The organism is Microvirga vignae (assembly GCF_001017175.1).
Taxonomy (GTDB): Bacteria; Pseudomonadota; Alphaproteobacteria; order Rhizobiales; family Beijerinckiaceae; genus Microvirga; species Microvirga vignae.
This window is the reverse complement of sequence record NZ_LCYG01000004.1, coordinates 52,576-73,416: the sequence shown is the minus strand read 5'-3', so window position 1 is coordinate 73,416 and position 20,841 is coordinate 52,576. Positions and strand designations below refer to the sequence as shown.

General features: G+C 62.8%; 19 protein-coding genes and 1 pseudogene. 12 read left to right on the top strand and 8 right to left on the bottom strand.

What is annotated here, in order from left to right:
* Positions 1-2 precede the first annotated feature (2 nt).
* Together AA309_RS01170 and AA309_RS01165 are read left to right on the top strand one after the other, a co-directional pair.
* On the top strand, positions 3-488 hold the full coding sequence (locus AA309_RS01170) for an RDD family protein (protein WP_047187150.1): 486 nt from the start codon (positions 3-5) through the stop codon (positions 486-488).
* Between the two features lie 103 nt (positions 489-591).
* The gene (locus AA309_RS01165; RefSeq protein ID WP_047187149.1) at positions 592-1,338 is read left to right on the top strand and encodes an arginyltransferase; all 747 of its coding nucleotides are present in this window, start codon (positions 592-594) and stop codon (positions 1,336-1,338) included.
* A gap of 36 nt (positions 1,339-1,374) precedes the next feature.
* On the opposite strand, the gene AA309_RS33975 is transcribed toward AA309_RS01165, so the two are convergent.
* A complete protein-coding gene (locus AA309_RS33975) occupies positions 1,375-1,674 on the bottom strand; it encodes a hypothetical protein (RefSeq protein WP_150117349.1) in 300 nt (99 codons plus the stop codon).
* A gap of 354 nt (positions 1,675-2,028) precedes the next feature.
* Here AA309_RS33975 and wrbA point away from each other — a divergent pair.
* Positions 2,029-2,714 (top strand): annotated as a pseudogene (wrbA, locus tag AA309_RS01160) (NAD(P)H:quinone oxidoreductase).
* A gap of 185 nt (positions 2,715-2,899) precedes the next feature.
* On the opposite strand, the gene parC reads toward wrbA, so the two are convergent.
* Both parC and recO read right to left on the bottom strand, forming a co-directional pair.
* Positions 2,900-5,146 (bottom strand): DNA topoisomerase IV subunit A, encoded by a 2,247-nt coding sequence (gene parC / locus AA309_RS01155; protein ID WP_047187148.1) that lies wholly within the window; start codon positions 5,144-5,146, stop codon positions 2,900-2,902.
* Positions 5,147-5,213: 67 nt separating this feature from the next.
* Positions 5,214-5,945 (bottom strand): DNA repair protein RecO, encoded by a 732-nt coding sequence (gene recO / locus AA309_RS01150; protein ID WP_047187147.1) that lies wholly within the window; start codon positions 5,943-5,945, stop codon positions 5,214-5,216.
* A gap of 199 nt (positions 5,946-6,144) precedes the next feature.
* Between recO and AA309_RS36190 the strand changes: the two genes are divergently transcribed.
* Both AA309_RS36190 and AA309_RS01140 read left to right on the top strand, forming a co-directional pair.
* The gene (locus tag AA309_RS36190; RefSeq protein WP_047187146.1) at positions 6,145-7,965 is read left to right on the top strand and encodes an OmpA family protein; all 1,821 of its coding nucleotides are present in this window, start codon (positions 6,145-6,147) and stop codon (positions 7,963-7,965) included.
* Positions 7,966-8,108: 143 nt separating this feature from the next.
* Entirely contained in the window at positions 8,109-9,860 is a 1,752-nt protein-coding gene (locus AA309_RS01140; protein ID WP_052954414.1) for a methyl-accepting chemotaxis protein, read from the top strand.
* A 26-nt stretch (positions 9,861-9,886) separates the two neighbouring features.
* On the opposite strand, the gene era is transcribed toward AA309_RS01140, so the two are convergent.
* From era to AA309_RS01115, 5 genes are all read right to left on the bottom strand, one after another.
* Positions 9,887-10,801, bottom strand: coding sequence for a GTPase Era (era, locus tag AA309_RS01135; protein WP_047187145.1), 915 nt, complete (start codon positions 10,799-10,801; stop codon positions 9,887-9,889).
* Entirely contained in the window at positions 10,788-11,498 is a 711-nt protein-coding gene (gene rnc, locus AA309_RS01130) for a ribonuclease III (RefSeq protein ID WP_047187144.1), read from the bottom strand. The genes era and rnc overlap by 14 nt, the downstream gene beginning before the upstream one ends.
* A gap of 3 nt (positions 11,499-11,501) precedes the next feature.
* Positions 11,502-12,257 (bottom strand): signal peptidase I, encoded by a 756-nt coding sequence (gene lepB / locus AA309_RS01125; protein ID WP_047187238.1) that lies wholly within the window; start codon positions 12,255-12,257, stop codon positions 11,502-11,504.
* A gap of 191 nt (positions 12,258-12,448) precedes the next feature.
* Entirely contained in the window at positions 12,449-12,880 is a 432-nt protein-coding gene (gene acpS / locus AA309_RS01120) for a holo-ACP synthase (protein WP_047187143.1), read from the bottom strand.
* Entirely contained in the window at positions 12,877-13,635 is a 759-nt protein-coding gene (locus AA309_RS01115) for a pyridoxine 5'-phosphate synthase (protein ID WP_047187142.1), read from the bottom strand. The genes acpS and AA309_RS01115 overlap by 4 nt, the downstream gene beginning before the upstream one ends.
* 476 nt (positions 13,636-14,111) lie before the next feature.
* Between AA309_RS01115 and rpsF the strand changes: the two genes are divergently transcribed.
* The 7 genes from rpsF (at position 14,112) to radA (ending at position 20,772) form a co-directional block, all read left to right on the top strand.
* Positions 14,112-14,510, top strand: coding sequence for a 30S ribosomal protein S6 (gene rpsF, locus AA309_RS01110; RefSeq protein WP_047187141.1), 399 nt, complete (start codon positions 14,112-14,114; stop codon positions 14,508-14,510).
* Positions 14,511-14,512: 2 nt separating this feature from the next.
* A complete protein-coding gene (rpsR, locus tag AA309_RS01105) occupies positions 14,513-14,770 on the top strand; it encodes a 30S ribosomal protein S18 (protein ID WP_047187140.1) in 258 nt (85 codons plus the stop codon).
* Between the two features lie 126 nt (positions 14,771-14,896).
* A complete protein-coding gene (locus AA309_RS01100; protein WP_047187139.1) occupies positions 14,897-15,859 on the top strand; it encodes a DUF2232 domain-containing protein in 963 nt (320 codons plus the stop codon).
* A 25-nt stretch (positions 15,860-15,884) separates the two neighbouring features.
* Positions 15,885-16,448 (top strand): 50S ribosomal protein L9, encoded by a 564-nt coding sequence (gene rplI / locus AA309_RS01095; protein ID WP_047187138.1) that lies wholly within the window; start codon positions 15,885-15,887, stop codon positions 16,446-16,448.
* 270 nt (positions 16,449-16,718) lie between these two features.
* On the top strand, positions 16,719-18,212 hold the full coding sequence (locus AA309_RS01090) for a replicative DNA helicase (protein ID WP_047187137.1): 1,494 nt from the start codon (positions 16,719-16,721) through the stop codon (positions 18,210-18,212).
* Positions 18,209-19,372 carry an alanine racemase gene (gene alr / locus AA309_RS01085; protein WP_244470212.1) on the top strand — a complete coding sequence of 388 codons (1,164 nt, stop codon included), beginning with the start codon at positions 18,209-18,211 and terminating at the stop codon, positions 19,370-19,372. The genes AA309_RS01090 and alr overlap by 4 nt, the downstream gene beginning before the upstream one ends.
* Entirely contained in the window at positions 19,372-20,772 is a 1,401-nt protein-coding gene (gene radA, locus AA309_RS01080; protein WP_047187136.1) for a DNA repair protein RadA, read from the top strand. Before alr ends, radA begins: the two co-directional genes overlap by 1 nt.
* The last annotated feature ends 69 nt before the right edge of the window (positions 20,773-20,841 follow it).

Sequence of the window (20,841 nt, the reverse complement as noted above, 5' to 3'; positions counted from 1 at the left end):
CAATGGTCAATCGGCCCTACCCGCCGACTGTCGAGTACAACACTTATCAGGTTGATACCCGCCTGACGGAAGGCGTCATCGCGCGCCGTTTCTGGGCCTATCTCATCGACCTGTTCGTGATCGCGCTCTGGGTGGTGCTGATTTCAATCGGCATCTTCTTCCTCGGGCTCATCACCCTGGGACTCGGATGGGGATTGTTCTTCGCCCTGCCCCTCACTGCGCTCATCTTCATCGTCTACAACGCGGTGACCATCGGCAGTCCCAATCAGGCGACGGTGGGAATGCGCACCATGGGTCTTCGTGTCATCGATCCAGCGACGGGACGAGGCGTCTCCATGCTTGCCGCGGCTGTGCACGCCCTGTTCTTCTACGTCGCGATCTCGACCTTCCTGCTCTGGCTCTGCGACGTGCTCGTCGGCTTCCTGCGCAATGACGGGCGCTTCATCCGTGATCTGCTCACGGGCATGATGATCATTCGCGTCGACTAAGGAGACTGCGACATCCCTCCTCTTTTCCTGGACGGGGCGGGCACCAATGTTATTCTTTGAGCGTTGAATCAGCGCTCAAGGTTTCTCCACAAGGCTTTCCGGCTTGACGAGTCACTCCCGCGACGCACCGCAATTCTATCTCACCTCGCCCTCGGCGTGCCCTTATCTGCCGGGCAAGGAGGAGCGGAAGGTCTTCACGCATATCGTCGGCCGGCGCGGCCGCGAGCTGAACGAGATCCTCACGCAAGGTGGATTCCGTCGTTCGCAGACGATCGCCTATCGCCCCGCCTGCGACACCTGCCGCGCCTGCGTGTCGGTTCGGGTTCTCGTGGATGAATTCGAGCCGTCGGGGAATCTGAAGCGTGTTCTGAAAAACAATGCCGACCTTATCGGGTACGAGATTCCTAACCGCCCATCCTCGGAGCAATACGCGCTCTTCCGCCACTACGTGGACGCGCGCCACGCTGATGGCGGTATGGCGGACATGTCGGTGCTCGACTACTCCATGATGGTCGAGGACAGCCATGTGGACACGAAGCTCATCGAGTATCGTCGGCGTGGCATCGACAGCGCCATCACGGGCAGAGGCGAAGGCGATCTCATCGCCGTCAGCCTGATGGACGTGATGAGCGATGGCCTGTCGATGGTCTATTCCTTCTATGACCCGGACCATCAGGATCGAAGCCTCGGCACCTTTATGATTCTTGATCATATCCGCCGCGCGCGGATGATGGGCTTGCCCTATCTCTATCTCGGCTACTGGGTCGAAGGTTCGAAGAAGATGGGCTACAAGGCCCGCTTCACCCCGCAAGAGCGCTTAGGAAGTCACGGCTGGGTGCGGGTGGACTAAGCCACCCGCTACGAAGAATCGATGGCGGGAGCTGTCTCAGCCGTTATCGTCCGAGGGTCCGCCGTGGTAGCGAGGGCGATTGTTGCGCGGCACGTCGTACTGCGGTGGTGGCGCGCCGACTTTCGACTTACCGCCTGGTTTTTCTCCTCGGGCCCGCGTCGGCTTCTTGGCCTGGACCTGGGGCTGCTGGGCTTGCATTCCAGGTTGCGGAGCCGGCTGAGAGGCGTGCACTGCATTCATGAGCGAGCCAAGGGGCACATACTGAGCCATGGCCGGAGAGACGGCAATCAGCGATCCGCTCGCAGCTCCAGCAAGCAACAAAGAACGAACGATCATCAGATCACCCTTTCGCGAGAACGTGTTCGGCCTTTAAGCACAGGAACACGTGTGAGCGGATTCTGCGCCTTGCGGCTAAGCACCTTCCTTAAAGGAATCCATCTGCGATTGAGCCCCCCGAATAGAGAGGATACGACGCAATATATCTTAAACGGCTCAGACTTGCGCATCATACAAGTGCCTCGGCCTAGGACTTCCCCGCCTTTGCGGTCTTCTCGGAACGTGTGGGGGCCACGCCCGAGTTCGTCACGACATCGCTCGAATAGGCAGGTCAATTCGTGAGAGCATCGAGACAACCCTGCCCGCGCCTCGTTTGTTGCTCCCGTAGCCTTCATACGCAAGTACAGGTGCTCCATGGCCAGGATCTTGGTCCTCTACTACTCCTCCTACGGTCATGTTGAGACGATGGCTCAGGCCATTGCGGAAGGCACACGCTCGGTGCCCGGCACCGAGGTCTTCGTCAAGCGTGTTCCGGAACTCGTCCCCGAGGAGATCGCGCGCAATCCGGCATGAAGATCGACCAGGATGCAGGATGCGCCCATTGCAAGCCCGAACGAGCTCGCCGACTACGAAGCCATCATCTTCGGCACACCCACCCGCTACGGCAACATGGCGACACAGATGCGCAACTTCCTTGATCAGACCGGCGGACTTTGGGTGAAGGGCGCGTTTGTCGGGAGGGTCGGCAGCGTGTTCGCCTCCACGGGCACCCGGCACGGCGGCCGGGAAACCAGGACCACCTCGTTCCACACCACGCTCTTGCATCACGGCATAGTCATCGTGGGACCGCCCTATTCCTATCCGGGCCAGACCAAGATGGATGAATTCTCAGGGGCACGCCTTATGCCGCGACGACGCTCGCAGGTGGCGACGGCTCGCGTCAGCCGAGCGAGAACGAACTAGGCGGCGCACGCTTCCAGGGACGCCACGTGGCGGAAATCGCCTCGAAACTCGAACGCGGCGCCGGCGAGAGCGGCCCTGTGCCGGCAGATATGCAGAACCCGACGGAGACGATCGGCGGAACGGCCGATCAGGGCTAGGATACGTCATCACCGGCCTTGTGCCGGTGATCTCGATTACGAGAAGCGCAGCACTCTTCTAAACCGAGATGACCGGGACAAGCCCGGCCGTGACGTGGAGAATGTCAGTCATCCGATCCCGGATCGGCGCACGCCGTCCGGGATGGCTCATTGCTGACCTTCAGAAAGAGACGCAGGAATGCCGCTCACTCCCCGAACTTGTTCGATTTCGGGAAGCCTTTCGGCGGCAGGCGGCCGGCTTCGGTGCGGTCACCCATCCAGTCGCGCAGGTCTTCCTTGGCTACCGTCCAGGTGCGGCCGGACGTATCCTTCCAGGTCAGGCCTTCCTTCAACGTGAAGACCTTGGCGTCGGAGACGCCGCCGTCCTTGTAGCGCTGGAGGCGCACGCCCTTGCCGCGCGTCATCTCCGGCACCTGCTTTGCGGGGAAGATCAGGAGCTTGCGGTTCTCGCCGATGACTGCGACGTGATCGCCCTTAGCATCGGTGCAGACGACCATGTTCGCCGGCGCGTCAAGGTTGAGGATCTGCTTGCCCTTACGTGTATTCGCCGTGACCTCGTCGGTGGGCACGATGAAGCCGCGTCCATCGGAGCTCACGACAAGCAGCTTCGAGCCCGCCTTGTACGGGAAGGCGGCAATGAAGTCCGCACCTTCTTCCAGATCCACCATCAGGCGGATCGGATCGCCGAAACCGCGACCGCCGGGGAGCTTCGACGCATCCAGCGTGAAGAAGCGGCCGTTGTTCGCCGCCACGATGATCTTGGACGTGGTTTCGGCGAAGAAGGCGGTCTTGAGCTTGTCGTCGCCTCTGAACTGCAATGAGGAGAGATCCTCCTGATGCCCCTTCATGGCGCGGACCCAGCCCTTCTCGGAGACGATGACCGTAATCGGCTCGCGCTCGATCATGGCCTCCGCGAAGTCGATGTCGGAGGTGTCCGGCGCCTCGGCGAAGGTGGTACGGCGCTTGCCGAGAGTCGTGTCAGGACCGAAGGTCTTGCGAACCTCCTTGATATCAGTGGCAACGGCCTTCCACTGAATCTTCTCGGAGCCGAGCAGCTCCTCGATCTTGGCTTTCTCGTCCTGCAGGTTCTTCTGCTCGCGCTTGAGCTCCATCTCCTCGAGCTTGCGAAGTGAGCGCAGGCGCGTGTCCAGAATGGCGTTGGCTTGAACCTCGGTGAGCTTGAAGACGCGCATCAGCTCCGCCTTCGGCTCGTCCTCCTCGCGGATGATTTTGATCACCCTGTCGAGGTCGAGATAGACGATGAGCAGGCCACCCAAGATCTCCAAGCGCCTGTCGATGGCAGCGAGGCGGAACTTGGAGCGGCGGATCAGCACCTCGCGGCGATGGTCGAGCCATTCGCGCAGGCATTCCGCAAGGCTCAACACCTTCGGCACCTTGCCGCCGGCGAGCACGTTCACGTTCATCGGAATGCGGCTCTCTAACTCGGTGAGCTTGAAGAGCGACTCCATGAGGATGATCGGATCAACGGTCTTCGCGCGGGGCTCAAGAACCACGCGAATATCCTCAGCCGATTCATCGCGAACGTCCGCAAGCAGCGGCAGCTTTTTTTCCTGCAGCAGCTCCGCGATCTTCTCGATCAGGCGGGACTTCGGCACCGCGTACGGGATTTCGGTGACGACGATCTGCCAGTTGCCACGCCCGAGATCCTCCTTGTGCCAACGGGCGCGCACGCGGAACGAACCCCGGCCCGTGCTGTAGGTCTCAGCCATGGAAGCCAGCGTGTCGACGATGATGCCGCCGGTCGGAAGATCCGGCCCCGGCACGAACTGCATCAGTTGCTCGGAGGTCGCATTCGGCTTCGAGATGAGATGCAGCGCTGCGTCGCACAGCTCCGCCGCATTATGCGGCGGAATGGAGGTGGCCATGCCGACCGCGATGCCCTGTGAGCCATTGGCGAGCAGATTCGGGAAGGCGGCGGGCAGCACCACCGGCTCTTCGTTTGCCTGATCGTAGGTTTCGCGGAAATCGACGGCATCCTCATCGATGCCTTCCAGAAGCAGGCGCGCGACCTCCGTCAGCTTGGCTTCGGTGTAGCGCATGGCGGCGGCACCATCGCCATCGATATTGCCGAAATTACCCTGCCCGTCCGCCAGCGGATAGCGCTGGGCGAAATCCTGCGCCATGCGCACCAGGGCGTCATAGATCGATTGGTCGCCGTGCGGGTGGTACTGACCCATCACGTCGCCGACGATGCGGGCGCATTTCTTCGGCGCGGATTTCGGGTCGAGCTTCAACAGCCGCATGGCATGCAGGATGCGGCGGTGGACGGGCTTCAACCCGTCTCGCGCGTCCGGCAGCGCACGGTGCATGATGGTGGAGAGCGCATAGGCCAGATAGCGCTCCTCCAGGGCGTCCTTGAGATTGATGTTCTCGATCTCGCCGCCAGACGGTGGATTGACCGGCTTACCCATTACCTGAATTCCTCAATAGCGAATCGCTTCTTTATCACCTGAAATGAGAACATAACAGAAACATACCTCATTCGTCCCCAGCTGTCGCGAGTGCGACGAAACGCGCCCGTTCCTCCGGTGCCTGCTGCCCCTGAGGGTCGAAGACGTTCTGATGCAGGAAGAAGTCCGTGAGTGCAAATCCGGCTCGGATCTCGCTCTCGCTCGGGCGGTTAGCTTTCGTCTGACCAATCAGGAAGCCGGGGAGTTTGAGAAGGCGATCCTTGTAGGGCTCCCCCGCCGCCGCGCTCACTGCCCGCCCGCTTCTCGGGGACACATAGATGAGATCCCTCTCAGTGCCTGTCGCTGCACAGGAGGATAGGTCCAACCCGAAACCGAGCTCGGATAGCATGGCGAGCTCGAACCGCACGAAGAGCGCCGGGGCAAGGTCCGGGTCGTCCAGATGATCCACCAGAACGGTCAAGGTTTCGTAGAGAGCGAAATGCGGATCGCGTTCGGGTACGAAGCGCAGCAGGTTCGCCAGGGCGGCAAGGCCATAGAGCGCCATGGACGAGTTCATGAGACGAGAGGCTCGCAGGCTCAACCCCTCGACCTGGAAGTTGCCGAGATGCTCATCGAGCCGCGCCCGCCATGTGGCCTGCACGGTATTGCCCGGCTGGAGCACGGCCTGAAGGGCCTTTGAGCGCCCGCCATGGACGAGGCCCGAATGGCGGCCGTGCTCGCGCGTCATCAGCTCGAGGATGACGCTCGTCTCGCCATGTTTACGGACGCCGAGAACGACGCCTTCATCGGTCCAGTGCATCGGGTGCGGGTGCTTTCTTCAGGCTCAATCGGCTGAAGCCGTGATGTAAGCATTCAGCAGGCTTTTTGCCATATTTTCCAACAGCATTGGGCGAAATTGTTAAGATATTCTCCAAGACCGAAGATCGACCCGAAATGGAACCAACGGGGCAGCTTAGCATTCACGATCAGCTTGAATCCCCGAAAGTGAATTGAGTATCATGAAGATCACCAACCTGTTTCTTGCGAGCACAGCTCTCCCGCTGATGATGCTGTCGGCGAACGCTTCTGCGCTCCAGCCGCAGACCTCGGCCCCTGTCACCCTGGCCCAGGCCGAGCCCGGCGACCAGCCCCAATTGCCTCCGAGAGCCCGTCAAAGACCGCAGGGACAGGATGAACAGGCCCCTCCCGGTCAGCAGCGCCGACAGGAGCGGCGCGGAGCGGATGAGGACGGCCAGCGTCCCCAGCGCGGTGGTAGTCAGGGAGCAGCCCCCGAGGCCCCTCGCCCGCCCCGTGCCACGAGCCCCGATGAAGAAACGCGCCCGGCTCAGCGCCCGGGCCGCGAGCAGCGCCAGCCGGCCGAACGCCAAGAGCAGCGCCCTGAGCGTGCGACACCGCCTTCCGGCGCAGAACCGGCTACCCCGACCCGCCCTGGGCAAACTCCTGCCGAGCGGGTTCGTCCGCCAGCCGAGACGCCGGAACGCCCTGCTCGTCCCAGCACTCAGGAGCGTGACCAGCGTCCGGCGGAGCGCCCGCGTCAACGCCAGCAGGAACCGGAAACACCGGTACGTCCTGCAGCGCCTCCGGCCGCGCAGCCTGCGACCCCGCCGGCACCGGCTCAGCCTCGGACCGTGCCGAGCCCCCGCGACGTTCCACAGCCCGAACGTGAGCCGCGCCGCACTCCGCCCGCGGCAACCCAGCCGCGAACCGAGCCTGCACCGCCAGCCCCGGCTCCGACGCAGGCTCCGGCACCCCGCACACAGCCTGCGCCGACTCCGCCTGCTCCGGCTCAGACGGCGCCGGCTCCGGCGGCACCTGGGGCTCCCCGTGCCCAGCCGCCGGCAGCCGCTGCCCCGGCCCCTGCGGCACCCCAGGCGGCCCAACAGCCGCTCGACGCATCGCGTGTACGCATCGAGGATCTGCGCACCCAACGGCGTGAGCGCAGGGAGGGAACCCGCGTCATCATCGAGGAGCCTGGCAACCGCACGATCGTCCGGGAGGGCAACGAGGTCATCATCCGTCACGATGAGTCGGAACGCTTCCGCCGCATCTACGGTGCCGATGATGTTCGCGTGGAACGTCGCGGCGGCAATGAGGAGGTCACCATCGTTCGTCGGCCTGACGGCTCGGAAATCATTTCGGTGCGCGACGAATATGGCAATCTCATTCGTCGCGTGAGGCGCGAGCCTGCCGGTCGTGAGGTCGTCCTCATCGAGAATCGTCGCGGCGGCGTTAATGTCCGTCCGGGCTACGGCTACGTGGAAGAAGAAGTGCTCCGGCTGCCGCCGCCCACGGTGCGCATCCCGCGCGAGGAGTACATCGTGGAAACGGAACGCGCCTCCCCGAGACAGATCGTGGAAGCCTTCACCGCCCCGCCGGTGGAGCGCATCGAACGCGCCTATACCCTCGACGAGATCCGCCGCAGCCAGCCGCTACGTGAGCGGATGCGCCGCGTGGACCTTGACACGATCAACTTTGAGTTCGGTTCCTGGGAGTTGCCGCCGGATCAGGTGAACGCTCTCAGTGTCATCGCCGAAGGTCTGCGTCAGGCCATCTCCCGCAACCCGAACGAGATCTTCCTCGTGGAAGGTCACACCGATGCGGTCGGCTCGGACGAGGACAACCTTACCCTCTCCGATCGCCGTGCGGAAACGGTTGCAACCATCCTGACGCAGCAATTCCAGATCCCCGCCGAGAACCTGACCACGCAGGGCTACGGCGAGCAGTATCTGAAGGTGGACACGCAGGGCCCCGAACAGGAGAACCGCCGCGTCACTCTCCGCCGCATCACGCCGCTGCTGCAGGGTCAGAACCAGCAGTAACACGCGCGGTTGGAGTTCTTGAAACACAATCACCCGGCGATGTGACCTCATCGCCGGGTGATTGTGTTTGTATGCCACCAGCTTCGCGCAGGCTTCCGTCACCACAATGACGTTAGGGAATCAACAATCATAAGAGCGGGACAATGCTCGGTCTTCTGCGACGCCACACGCCTCAAGAAGCCCCTCAAGACGCTGCGGCCTCCGAGCCGTTGGCTGCGGCCACTCCCCCGCCCCTGAGCGACAGGACGCGGGATGTAGAGGTCGTGAACTCGCTGGAAGCGGATGTGCTGAAAGCGATCCAAGGGGTCACCCAAGCCATTGCCGTGGCCGCAGCCGACGTAGCGGCGGTGGAGAAGGATCTGGCCGAGATCCGCACGCATGCTGACGAGCTCGCAGCTTCAGGACGCACGGCTTCGAGCGAAACGCTCTCGCTGGCCTCCTCGACTGAAGAACTCGCCACGACGGCCTCCGAGATCGGCCGGGCGATGGATCACGCGAGCGAGCAGATCGACAGTGCGGTTCAGGCCGCGAAAAGAGCGAGCGCTCTCATTACGCAGCTTTCCGCAGCGACCGCGGAGATCGTCGGCATCGTCGATACGATCTCCGCCGTTGCCCGCCAGACCAATCTTCTCGCACTCAACGCGACCATTGAGGCGGCACGCGCAGGCGAGGCTGGACGCGGCTTTGCCGTCGTCGCCAGCGAGGTGAAAACTCTCTCGACAGAAACCGCCAGGGCCGCCGACAACATCCGCCAGCGTATCGACCATTTGCGCGAAACGGCGGAGGCTTCCACGAGTGCCGTGACATCGGTCGTCGATGTCGTGCAGGGTGTTCGCCCTGTCTTCGATACGGTGCGCCAAGCGGTCGGCGAGCAGAATGCAGCCATCGATGAAGTCTCGCGCCTCGCAAGCGTCACGTCGAGCAGCGTGGGCAGGGTCAGCGACCGCGCGAGCGACGTGGACACCATCTCTCTCGATGCGAGCCAACGTGCACACCAAGCCGATCAGGCCACGAAGACGGCGGATGGTTTGGCCAAGGCCCTGGGGCAGCGTTTCGTCACCGTCATTCGCCAGAGCGAACTCGGTGACAGGCGGCAATCAGATCGCTTCCCTGTCGAACGTCCCGTCACGATCCGCATCGGCGCAAACAGCGCGACCTCACGACTGATCGACATCAGCACCGGTGGCATGCTTCTGGCAGCGACCGACACGGTGCGCATGGCCCCCGGACAGCGTGCTGAGATCGAGACGCAGGAAATGGGCCGCGTTGGCGTTCTGATCGTCGCGGCAAGCCCCATGGGTCTTCATTGCGCCTTCGATCATCCCGCCACTGAGACCCGCAGCCGTATCGAGAGCTTCATCGGACAAGTCGAAGCAGCCTATAAGCCGCGCATCCTGCTGGCGCAGGAAACCGCACGCCGGGTCGAGGCGCTGATCGAGCAAGCTGTGAAGGATGGAAGCGTCTCGCGCGATGCCGTCTTCGATACGGATTACAAGCTCCTCCCCGGCACCGATCCCGCGCAGTACAGCACGGTCTACCTTCCCGTGTTCGAGAAAATCCTGCCGTCCGTGCTCGAACACGTGCTGGCCTCCGACACCACGATGGCATTTTGCCTTCCCATCGACCGCAACGGCTACATCCCGGTTCACAACCGGATCTACTCCCAGCCGCAGCGCGCGAACGATCCCGTCTGGAACGCCGCCAATTGCCGAAACAAGAGAATCTTCGACGATCGCGCCGGCATCACGGCTGCCCGCTCGACACGTCCCTTCATCGTGCAGGCCTATGCCCGTGACATGGGCGGCGGGAAGATCGTGATGATGCAGGAAGTGGACGTGCCGATCCGCATCCTCGGACGTCATTGGGGCGGCTTGAGAACGGCTTATCGCGCTTGATAAGAGCGCGATAAGCATCAAACGAATTAGCCCTTCGGGAATTCCAGTCCCATCTCGCGGTAGCGCTCGGGATCGTCGCTCCAGTTCTCGCGCACCTTCACGAAGATAAAGAGGTGCACGGGAGCCTCCGCGATCTCGGCGATCTCCTTGCGCGCCGCCTGGCCGATGGCCTTGATGGTCTGGCCGCCCTTGCCGAGCACGATCTTGCGCTGACTGTCGCGCTCCACGAACACCGTCTGCTCGATACGCACGGAGCCATCCGGGCGCTGCTGCCACTGGTCTGTTTCGACGGTCGACTGGTACGGCAGCTCCTCGTGCAGGCGCTCGTAGATCTTCTCGCGGGTGATCTCGGCGGCAAGCATGCGCAACGGCGCGTCGGAGATCTGATCCTCCGGATAGAGCCAGGGACCCGCGGGCATCATGGCGGCGAGCTGGCTTCTTAGAGTGTTGATGCCATCGCCGTTCAGGGCCGAGATCATGAAGGTGTGGGCGAAGGGCACCTTCTCGTTGAGCTTAGCGGCAAGTTCCAGGAGCTTCGACCGCTCGATCAGGTCGATCTTGTTGAGGATCAGTACCTTCGGCTGCTTCAACTCGGGCAATTTGTTAAGGATAGCCTCGGCCTCATCGTCGACGCCTTTGCGCACGTCGAGCAGCAGCGCGACGACATCAGCGTCCCCTGCTCCGCCCCAGGCCGAGGTGACCATGGCGCGGTCGAGGCGGCGCTTCGGCTTGAAGATGCCGGGTGTGTCCACGAACACGATCTGCGTATCGCCTTCCATCGCGATGCCGCGCACCAAAGCGCGCGTCGTCTGAACCTTGCGCGAGACTATGGAGACCTTGGAGCCCACAAGCGCATTGAGCAGCGTCGACTTGCCCGCATTGGGTGCACCGATGAGCGCGACGAAACCCGCCTTGGTGTTGGCCGGCTCAGTTTGTTCCATGCTCGTCCTCCGTCCAGATGCCCTCTCTGAGGAGAAGACTACGCGCGGCAGCCTGTTCCGCAATACGCTTCGATGTGCCGAGCCCGAACTCGGTTTCCGTGCCTTTGACCTTCACCATCACGCGGAACTTGGGCGCGTGATCGGGGCCGGTTTGCTCCGCGATAGTGTAGGTCGGAGGCGGCAGGCCTCGTCCTTGCGCCCATTCCTGCAACGCGCTCTTGGGATCGCGCAGGGGACGGCGCGGAGTTTCGAGCAGCGCCTTGAACGAGCGTTCCACTAGAGCTTTTGCAACCTCATAGCCGCCGTCGAGGAATACGGCCCCGATAATCGCTTCGCACACATCCGCCAGGATGGTCTGATTGCGCCTCCCGCCCGAGTGCGCCTCGCCCGCGCCGAGCTTCAGATAGGGCCCGACATCCCAGGCGATGGCGATCTCGGCACAGCTCTCACGACGCACCAGCTCCGCGAGGCGGCGTGAGAGCTCGCCTTCAGGGGCGTTCGGAAACGTCTTGTAGAGCGTCTCGGCAATCGCAAGGCCCAGCACCCGGTCGCCCAAGAACTCGAGACGCTGATAGCTCTTTCCGCTGGCCTTGGGGGCGCTCACATGGGTGAGCGCCTCATCGAGAAGTTCGGGCTTCTGAAACTGGTATTCCAGCTTCTCCAGCAACTCGTCATAGTTCGGCTTGCGACGGACCACGGCTTAACGGATCCGCTCGAACATGCGATCCCAGCGAATGCGCTGCGGCCATTCCCAGAATCGGAACAGGGACGCGCCTTCGTCGATGGAGAAGAAGATGATCTCCGCTCGGCCAACGAGGTTCTCGGCTGGCACCTGACCCACATTCGCCTCGTCGCGGGAATCGGTGGAGTTGTCCCGGTTGTCGCCCATCATGAAGTAATGACCGGGCTTCACCGTGTAGACATCCGTATTGTCCCAATAGGCGCGGTCACCCTTCAGCTCGATCACGAAGTGGCTCGAACCGTCAGGGAAGGTTTCCTTGTAGCGAGGAACGGCGGTGGAACGACCATATTCGTCGGTCGTCTTGTAATCCTCGACACGCTCGCGCTGAACCGGCTGGCCATTGATATGCAAAACGCCAGCGATCACTTGAATGCGATCACCCGGCAGACCCACCACGCGCTTGATGTAGTCGGTCGAATTGTCCTTCGGCAGCTTGAACACCGCGATGTCGCCGCGCTTCGGCTCGGAACCGAAGATGCGGCCTGAGAAGACAGGCGGGCTGAAGGGCATCGAGTGCTTCGAATAACCGTAGGCATACTTGGAGACGAAAAGGTAGTCGCCGATCAGCAGGGTCGGGATCAGAGAGCCCGAGGGAATATTGAAGGGTTGGAACAGGACGGTGCGGACCACCACCGCGATTAAAAGCGCTTGGATGATGACCTTGATGGTTTCCCAAAGGCCTTCTTCTTCCTTCTTCTTCACGGTGCTACCCATGGTTTGCTTGGCGTTGTCGCTCACGTCGATCGACCTATGCTTGAGGAACGTGGCGGCTTGAGGCCGCCTATGTTGTCCAAAATCGAGAACGGTTTGCACTTCAGTGCCCCAAGTGCAAACCGTTCTCGAGAATTCGATCAGCCAGGCACCGGCCTCCGGCGCCTGCCCTTCGCTCCGGGCCATGCTCTAGCCTATGGCGGGGCTTGCCGCAACGCAGACGCCTCCGCAACGGAGAGGGCTTCGATAATCACGAAGGCCTGGGCCAAGGGCGGATCATCGGTCAGGGAGACATGGACGAACGGCTCGTACCCGTCTGGCGTCATCTTCCGCAGCCGCTCCAGGGCCCCGCCGGTCAGCCGCATCGTCGGGCGGCCGCTCGGCAGATTGACCACCTCCATGTCCCGCCAGAATACACCTTGGCTCAGCCCTGTTCCGAGGGCTTTCGCGCAGGCTTCCTTGGCGGCGAAACGCCGGGCGTAAGAAGGCGCTCGGGCGGCGCGGCGATCACTGCGGACCCGCTCGCCCTCCGTATAGACGCGGTGGGTAAAGCGGTCGCCGAAGCGTTCAAGAGAGCGCTCGATCCGGCGAATGTCGCAGAGATCCGATCCGATTCCGAGTATCATACCGCCACCTGTGCCCTGCCCTCGTCCATGGCGGCGCGCATGGCACGGACGGCCTCGTCGAGCCCCATGAAGATGGCGTCGCCGATCAGAGAATGGCCGATATTCAGCTCCACGACCTGCGGAATGGCCGCGACAGGGCGAACGGAGTCGAGGGCAAGCCCATGACCCGCATGGATCTCCAGGCCGATACCCGCTCCATGGGCAGCGGCGCGGCACAGGCGCTCCAGTTCGTAAGCGACCTTGGCCTCATCGCCTGCGGCGACGGCCTCGCAATAGGTGCCGGTGTGGAGCTCGACCACGGGTGCGCCCAGATCGCAGGCGGCGTCCATGACCTCGATCTCCGGCTCGACAAAGAGGGACACCCGGATGCCCTGACCTTTCAGTTGCTGGATCATCGGACGCAGATGGGAAGCGCCACCAATGATGTCGAGCCCCCCTTCGGTGGTCCGCTCCTCGCGCTTTTCCGGCACGAGGCAACAAGCATGGGGGTGGATCCGGGTGGCGATCTCGATCATCTCCGGCGTCGCTGCCATCTCGAAATTGAGCGGCACGAAGAGCTGGCGCTTGAGGCGTTCCATATCCTGGTCGCGAATATGCCGCCGGTCCTCGCGAAGATGGGCCGTGATCCCGTCCGCGCCTGCCAGCACGGCCATATGGGCGGCCCGGATCGGGTCCGGATGGACCCCGCCCCGAGCGTTTCGGACGGTTGCGACGTGATCGATATTGACGCCAAGGCGAAGAGGAGGTGCTTTCATAAGCCTGTTTTAGCTTAGACTGGCCCATTGACCAGTGTCCCGCGGACGCTCGGAGAGGCTATCAACGGTAAAGACACACCTCGTCATGACCGCACTCGTTTTCTTTCGTCATGGCCGGGCTTGACCGGGCCATCCACATCTTGGAAACGCAGCGCCGGAAGGCGTGGATGCCCGGCACAAGGCCAGCCATGACGCGGAGGGCCCGAGGACGACGAAGAGATACGATCAACCCGTTTGCATTTTGCGAACAAATCGACTATAGCCCCCGCTTCGCGTTCGCTCCGGCCGGGGGCTGAACGGACGGTGCGGCTCGCCGCATTGGGTTTTCGGACCCGTCGTCCCGTGTCTCCGCCTTCGACAACCGCTCGGGCCTTGCAGGCTCGAAGGGCTTGGCGCCGATCGGACGCGCGAAACCGGCCTGAACACTTCATATCGTCGTGCTTAGGCCCGAACCTCAAACCTGAGAAAGGCCCACTATGCCTCTCTACGAGCATATCTTCCTGGCTCGCCAGGACGTGACGCCCCAGCAGGTCGAAGCAATGGTCGACCAGTACAAGGGCGTTATCGAGCAGAACGGCGGCAACGTCGAGAAGACCGAGATGTGGGGCGTGAAGTCCCTCGCCTACCGCATCAAGAAGAACCGCAAGGCGCACTTCACGATGTTCAACCTCAACGCTCCCGCTGCTGCGGTGGCCGAGATGGAACGTCAGATGCGCATCAACGAAGACATCCTTCGCTTCATGACCATCAAGGTCGACGAGCTCGAGACCGAGCCGTCCGTGATGATGCAGAAGCGCGACCGTGACGAGCGCAAGGACCGCGAGCGCCGTGAGCGCGATGGCGGCTTCGAAGGCGGCGAAGGCGAGGAGATCTAATCATGGCATTTGGTGCTACTGGTGGCGCTGGCGGCGGCCGTCGTCCCTTCTTCCGTCGTCGTAAGACCTGTCCGTTCTCGGGCCCGAACGCGCCGAAGATCGACTACAAGGACACGAAGCTCCTGTCCCGCTACATCTCGGAGCGCGGCAAGATCGTTCCCTCGCGCATCACGGCCGTGTCGGCCAAGAAGCAGCGTGAGCTCGCCCAGGCGATCAAGCGCGCCCGCTTCCTGGGCCTGCTGCCCTACGTGATCCGCTAATAAGCCTTCAGCGGGCTGCCTCGTGCAGCCCGCTTTTCCACTTTTCGCCCAGCGGTGAAACCCCGCCGGGTCAGTTGGGGCAAAGGGCCCCTAACCCTGCCAGCGAGCAGCGGGACAGCGAGAACCATGAACTTCATTGCGACAGGCATCGGCGCGGGCCTCGTATCGGCCCTTTTGACAGTGGTAGTCGTCAAGGCGACGCCGCTTGCTGCCGTGCTGTACATGCTCGCTCCCGTCCCCGTCCTGATCGTCTCGCTCGGCTGGAACCATCGTTCCGGGCTCGTGGCCACACTCGTCGGCGCGCTTGCGATCGCAGTCTTCACCACCTCGCCTGTCAGCGCCCTTGGCTTTGCGGTCATCACCGGCCTGCCCGCCTGGTGGCTCGCTTATCTCGCCTTGCTGGGACGCCCGACGGCTGAAGGCACGATGGAATGGTACCCGGTCGGAAGTCTCCTGGCCTGGGTTGCGGCTACAGCTGCTCTCACCATCGTGGCTACTGGCATCATCTCGTCCGACGGCGATTACAGCGCCTTCCAGGCCAAGGCGCGCCAGATCTCGGAAGCCTTTGTGGATATGTTCTTCGAAGCCCCCGAGCAAGCCAGCCAAGAGGCCCGCGAAGCCATGATAGATACCTTCGCTACTGCCACGCCTGCGTTGTCCGCGTTCGGCTTCACGATGTTCCTGGCCTTTTATCTCTGGCTCGCGGCGAAGGTCGTCTCCATTTCCAAGCGCCTGCCGCGCCCCTGGCCTCCGATGCCGGAACTCGCGATGCCGCGCTCCGCTCTGCTGGCTCCGGTTCTGGCTTTCGTCCTTGTCCAGTTCGACGGCTTCATCGGCGCCCTCGGCTACGCGATCTTCGGCGCCTTCCTCATGGCGTTCACCCTGCAGGGCCTCGCCGCCATTCATGAGCGCACCCAGGGCAAGCCGGGGCGCGGCTTCATTCTGGCAGGTCTTTACGTGCTGCTCTTCCTGACACAGGGCATCATGGTCGCGGCCCTGTCCCTGTTCGGTCTTGCCGACACGATTTTTGGCCTTCGCCGACGCTTTGGCGGCAACAGGTCGAACCAACCGCCAACCCCTTCAACCTGATCACGAACATTAAAGGAGAAAACCGATGGAAGTGATCCTTCTCGAGCGCGTCGCAAAGCTCGGCCAGATGGGCGAAACCGTTAAGGTTCGCTCGGGCTATGCCCGCAACTTCCTCCTGCCGCGCGGCAAGGCTCTGCGCGCCACCGAGGGCAACAAGAAGCACTTCGAGCAGCAGCGCGCCCAGCTCGAGGCCCGCAACCTTGAGCGCCGCAAGGAAGCCGAGGCCGTGGCCGAGAAGCTGAACGGCCAGAGCTTCGTTCTCCTCCGCCAGTCTGGCGAGACGGGCGTGCTCTACGGTTCGGTCTCGACCCGCGACCTCGCCGAAGTCATGACCCAGGGTGGCTTCACGGTTGATCGCAACCAGATCGTTCTCAACGCTCCGATCAAGACCCTCGGCCTGCACACCGTGCCGGTCGCCCTCCATCCGGAGGTCGAGGTCACGGTGACGGCCAACATCGCCCGCAGCCCTGAGGAAGCTGAGCGTCAGGCTCGCGGCGAAGCGGTCACCGCCCGCGAAGAGACCAGCCTTGATGACCTCGGCCTTGAAGTCGGCGCTGCTCTGGCCGACGCCGGCGACGTGGAGCTCTAAGACTTAGCGCGAACCTGAGCCTTGCTCCGGTTCATGTTTTGTTCCAAAATGGGCGCTCCCCATCGATTCGATGGGGAGCGCTTTCTCGTTGGCCTTTCGACTTGTCCAGGAGTCAAGCCGAGGAGACGGCGAAAAGACATCGGCTTGTGAGAATCGAGGACAGCGAGGACAGCCGGCTCGAAGTCTCAGCCTGTCCCTGATCAGCAACGGTTAGGACACCAATTGCGGTCTAAGAGCCTCTAAACCTCAATCTAGTTCCCGGAGCGCCAGATGGCCACCGCCAATGCCCTGATCGCCCGCCTCGAGAGTGCCGAGCCGCAGTTTCGTACTCCTCCCAGCAACCTTGAGGCCGAGCAAGCCTTGCTGGGTGCGATCCTGGTCAACAACGACGCCTATTACCGTGTCTCCGACTTCCTCGAGCCGGAGCACTTCATTGAGGATCTCCACCGCCGCATCTATGAGGTCGCCACCAGTCTCATCAAAGCCGGCAAGGTCGCGACCCCGATCACGATGAAGACCTTCCTGGGCGACCAGGACCTGGGCGGCGTCACTGTCTCGCAATATCTCGCCCGCCTCGCGGCTGAGGCCACCACGGTCATCAACGCCGAGGATTACGGCCGCACAATCTACGACCTCGCGATCCGTCGCAGCCTCATCAATATCGGCGAGGACCTCGTCAACACCGCCTTCGACGCCCCTGTCGATAGCTCGCCGCGCGACCAGATCGAGGAGGCGGAGCGGCGTCTTTACGCCATTGCCGAGACGGGCCGCACCGATGGGGGCTTCCAACGCTTTTCCGATGCGCTCACTGCCGCCATCGACATGGCCGCCGCCGCCTACAAGCGTGAGGGCGCGCTGTCAGGCATCTCGACGGGACTCATCGATCTCGACAAGTCTCTCGGTGGCCTTCAGCCCTCCGACTTGATCATCCTCGCGGGCCGACCGGCGATGGGTAAGACCTCTCTCGTGACGAACATCGCATTCAACATCGCCAAGGCCTACAAGGCGGAGAAGCAGCAGGACGGTTCGTTGAAAACCGTGAACGGTGGTATCGTCGGCTTCTTCTCGCTGGAAATGTCGGCGGAGCAGCTCGCCACCCGTGTCATCGCGGAGCAAGCGGGCGTCCCTTCTTACAAGATCCGTCGCGGCGATATGCGCGAGGACGATTTCTACAAGATCACCGAAGCTGCCCGCGAGATGCAGTCGATTCCTTTCTATATCGACCAGACCGGCGGCATCTCCATCGCGCAGCTCACCGCCCGCGCACGGCGTCTCAAGCGCCAGCGCGGCCTCGACCTTCTCATCGTCGACTACCTGCAGCTGCTCTCCGGCTCGTCGAAAAAGGGCGAGAATCGCGTGCAGGAGCTGACAGAGATCACCACCGGCTTGAAGGCGCTCGCTAAGGAGCTTGCGGTTCCGCTGATCGCGCTTTCCCAGCTTTCCCGTCAGGTGGAAGCGCGCGACGACAAGAGGCCGCAGCTCGCCGACCTTCGTGAATCGGGCTCGATCGAGCAGGACGCCGACGTGGTTATGTTCGTTTACCGCGAGGAGTATTATCTAAAGAACAAGGAGCCGAAACCCGGCACCGAAGAATACTTCAAGTGGCAGGCGGAAATGGATCAGGTCCACGGCAAGGCCGAGGTCATCATCGGCAAGCAGCGTCACGGTCCCACGGGCACCGTGCAGCTGGCCTTCCAGGCCGACATCACCCGCTTCACCAACCTCGCAGACGAAGACAAACTTCCCGATCGGATCGGCGATTGACCAAGACTGAACAGACCAGCACCGCCAGCCGTATTCCTAAGGAGACGGCCGGCGGCCTCCTCCACATCGACCTCTCGGCGCTCGCCTCCAACTGGCGCACGTTGCGCGACAACGCAGGCGGCGCGGAAGCCGCCGCCGTCGTCAAGGCGGATGCCTACGGCACCGGCATCGAGCAGGCCGTGCCTGCTTTGGCGCGGGCTGGATGCCGCACGTTCTTCGTTGCGCATTTGAGCGAAGCGATCCGCGTGCGCGCTGTTGGGCCCGATGCCACGATCTACGTGCTCAACGGTCTGTTTCCCGGCACTTCTCCGGTTTACGTGGAGCATAAGCTGCGCCCCGTTCTCGGCTCCTTCGAAGAGATCGAGGAATGGGCGGCGTTCTGCCGCTCTCAAGGCCAGAAGCGTGAGGCTGCCATCCATGTCGATACCGGCATGAACCGCCTCGGTCTCACCGTCGCGCACGGTCTGACGCTGAAGGATCGTGCGGAATGTACGGATTTCGAAGTCGCGCTTCTCATGAGCCATTTCGTGAGCGCGGAAGAAAGCGACAACCCGCTCAACATCCGCCAGATCGAATCCTTCAAGGCCGTTCGCGAGACGCTTCCCGGCGTGCGTGCATCGCTCGCCAACTCCTCCGGGATCTTCCTGAAGGAGAAGCCGCATTTCGATCTCGTACGTCCAGGTTACGCGCTCTATGGCGGCAACCCGACGCCCGATCATGACAACCCGATGAGCGCTGTCGTGAACCTTGAAGCGCGTATCGTGCAGCTGCGTTGGGTCGAGGAGAATGGCACAGTCGGCTACAACGCGCGCTGGCTCGCGCTCGGACGTCGCCGCATCGCTACACTCTCCGTCGGCTACGCGGATGGCTATCCGCGCTCCGCAAGCGCGCGTGGCAAGAGCGGCGAGGAGCTACTGGCCGGCATGGTTGTGGTGGCCGGACGCCTCTGCCCGTTTGCGGGCAACGTCTCGATGGACCTGATCACCGTGGACGTCACCGATGTGCCAGAAAAGGACATCCAGCGCGGCGACACCGTGACGATGATCGGCGGCTCTCTTGACCTTGATGAAGTCGGTCGCCGGGCCGGCACCATCGGCTACGAGATCCTCACCAATCTGGGCCGGCGTTATGCGCGCAGCTATCGCGGAAAGCAGGGCTGATGGCCAAGCGTCACCCCTCTTTCGTCTGCCAGGAATGCGGCGCGGTCTATAATCGCTGGAAAGGGAAGTGCGAGGCGTGCGGCGGCTGGAACAGCATCGTCGAGGAAGCAGGCTCCGCAAGCCCCATGTCGGGCCCTGTCGCCACGCGCCCATCCCGTGCGAAGGGCCGCATCTTCCCGCTCGAAGGTCTCTCCGGCGAAACCAAGGAGGCTCCGCGCACCCCCTCCGGCATCACAGAATTGGACCGTGTCACCGGCGGCGGTTTCGTGCGCGGCTCCATCATCCTGCTCGGCGGAGATCCCGGCATCGGCAAGTCGACGCTTCTGATGCAGGCCTCCGCCGCGCTCGCCAATCGCGGCGAGCGCGTGGTCTATATCTCGGGTGAAGAGGCGGTGGCGCAGGTGCGTCTGCGCGCGGAACGTCTTGGCCTCGGCCAGGCTCCAGTGGAACTCGCCTCCGAGACGAATGTGGAAGACATCATCGCGACCTTGAGCCAGGGACGCCCGCCGGCGCTCGCCATCATCGACTCGATCCAGACCATGTGGACCGAGACGGTGGAATCGGCGCCCGGCACGGTCACGCAGGTGCGCGGCTCGGCACAGGCGCTGATCCGTTTCGCGAAGACGACCGGCACTGCCGTCATTCTCGTCGGCCACGTCACTAAGGACGGGCAGATCGCAGGCCCGCGCGTCGTCGAGCACATGGTCGATGCGGTCGTGTCCTTCGAGGGCGACACGGGCCACCACTTCCGCATCCTGCGCGCGGTGAAAAACCGCTTCGGTCCCACCGACGAGATCGGCGTGTTCGAGATGTCGGACCAAGGCTTGCGCGAGGTTCCGAACCCCTCCGAGCTTTTCCTTGCGGGACGCGATATGGCGACACCTGGGACGGCGGTCTTTGCCGGCATGGAAGGCACGCGCCCGCTTCTCGTGGAAATCCAGGCGCTCGTTGCCCCCTCGTCTCTCGGCACGCCGCGCCGCGCCGTGGTGGGCTGGGACCAGAATCGCCTGTCCATGGTGCTCGCCGTGCTGGAGGCCCATGGCGGCCTGAAACTCGGCATGCATGACGTCTATCTGAATGTGGCTGGTGGCTTACGAATTACGGAACCCGCCGCCGATCTAGCAGCAGCTGCGGCGCTCGTCTCGTCCCTGTCCGGCAATCCGCTTCCGCCCGATACGGTCTATTTCGGCGAAATGGGTCTCTCCGGCGCGATACGTCCCGTGGCTCAGGAGCAAGCACGCCTAAAGGAAGCAGCAAAACTCGGCTTTTCCAGTGCCGTCTCCCCAGCCCCGCGCCTGGACAAGAACAAGCCGGAGAAGCTCCCTCTGGCGACCTCTTCGATCGGCCATATCACTGATCTTGTTGCGGGAATCGCCGCGCGTCGACGCAAGGCCTCTTAACGAACCTCCACCCTCGGCCAAGCCACCTAGACCGTCCAGCCTAATTGATCTCTGCGGGTTATCTTATAC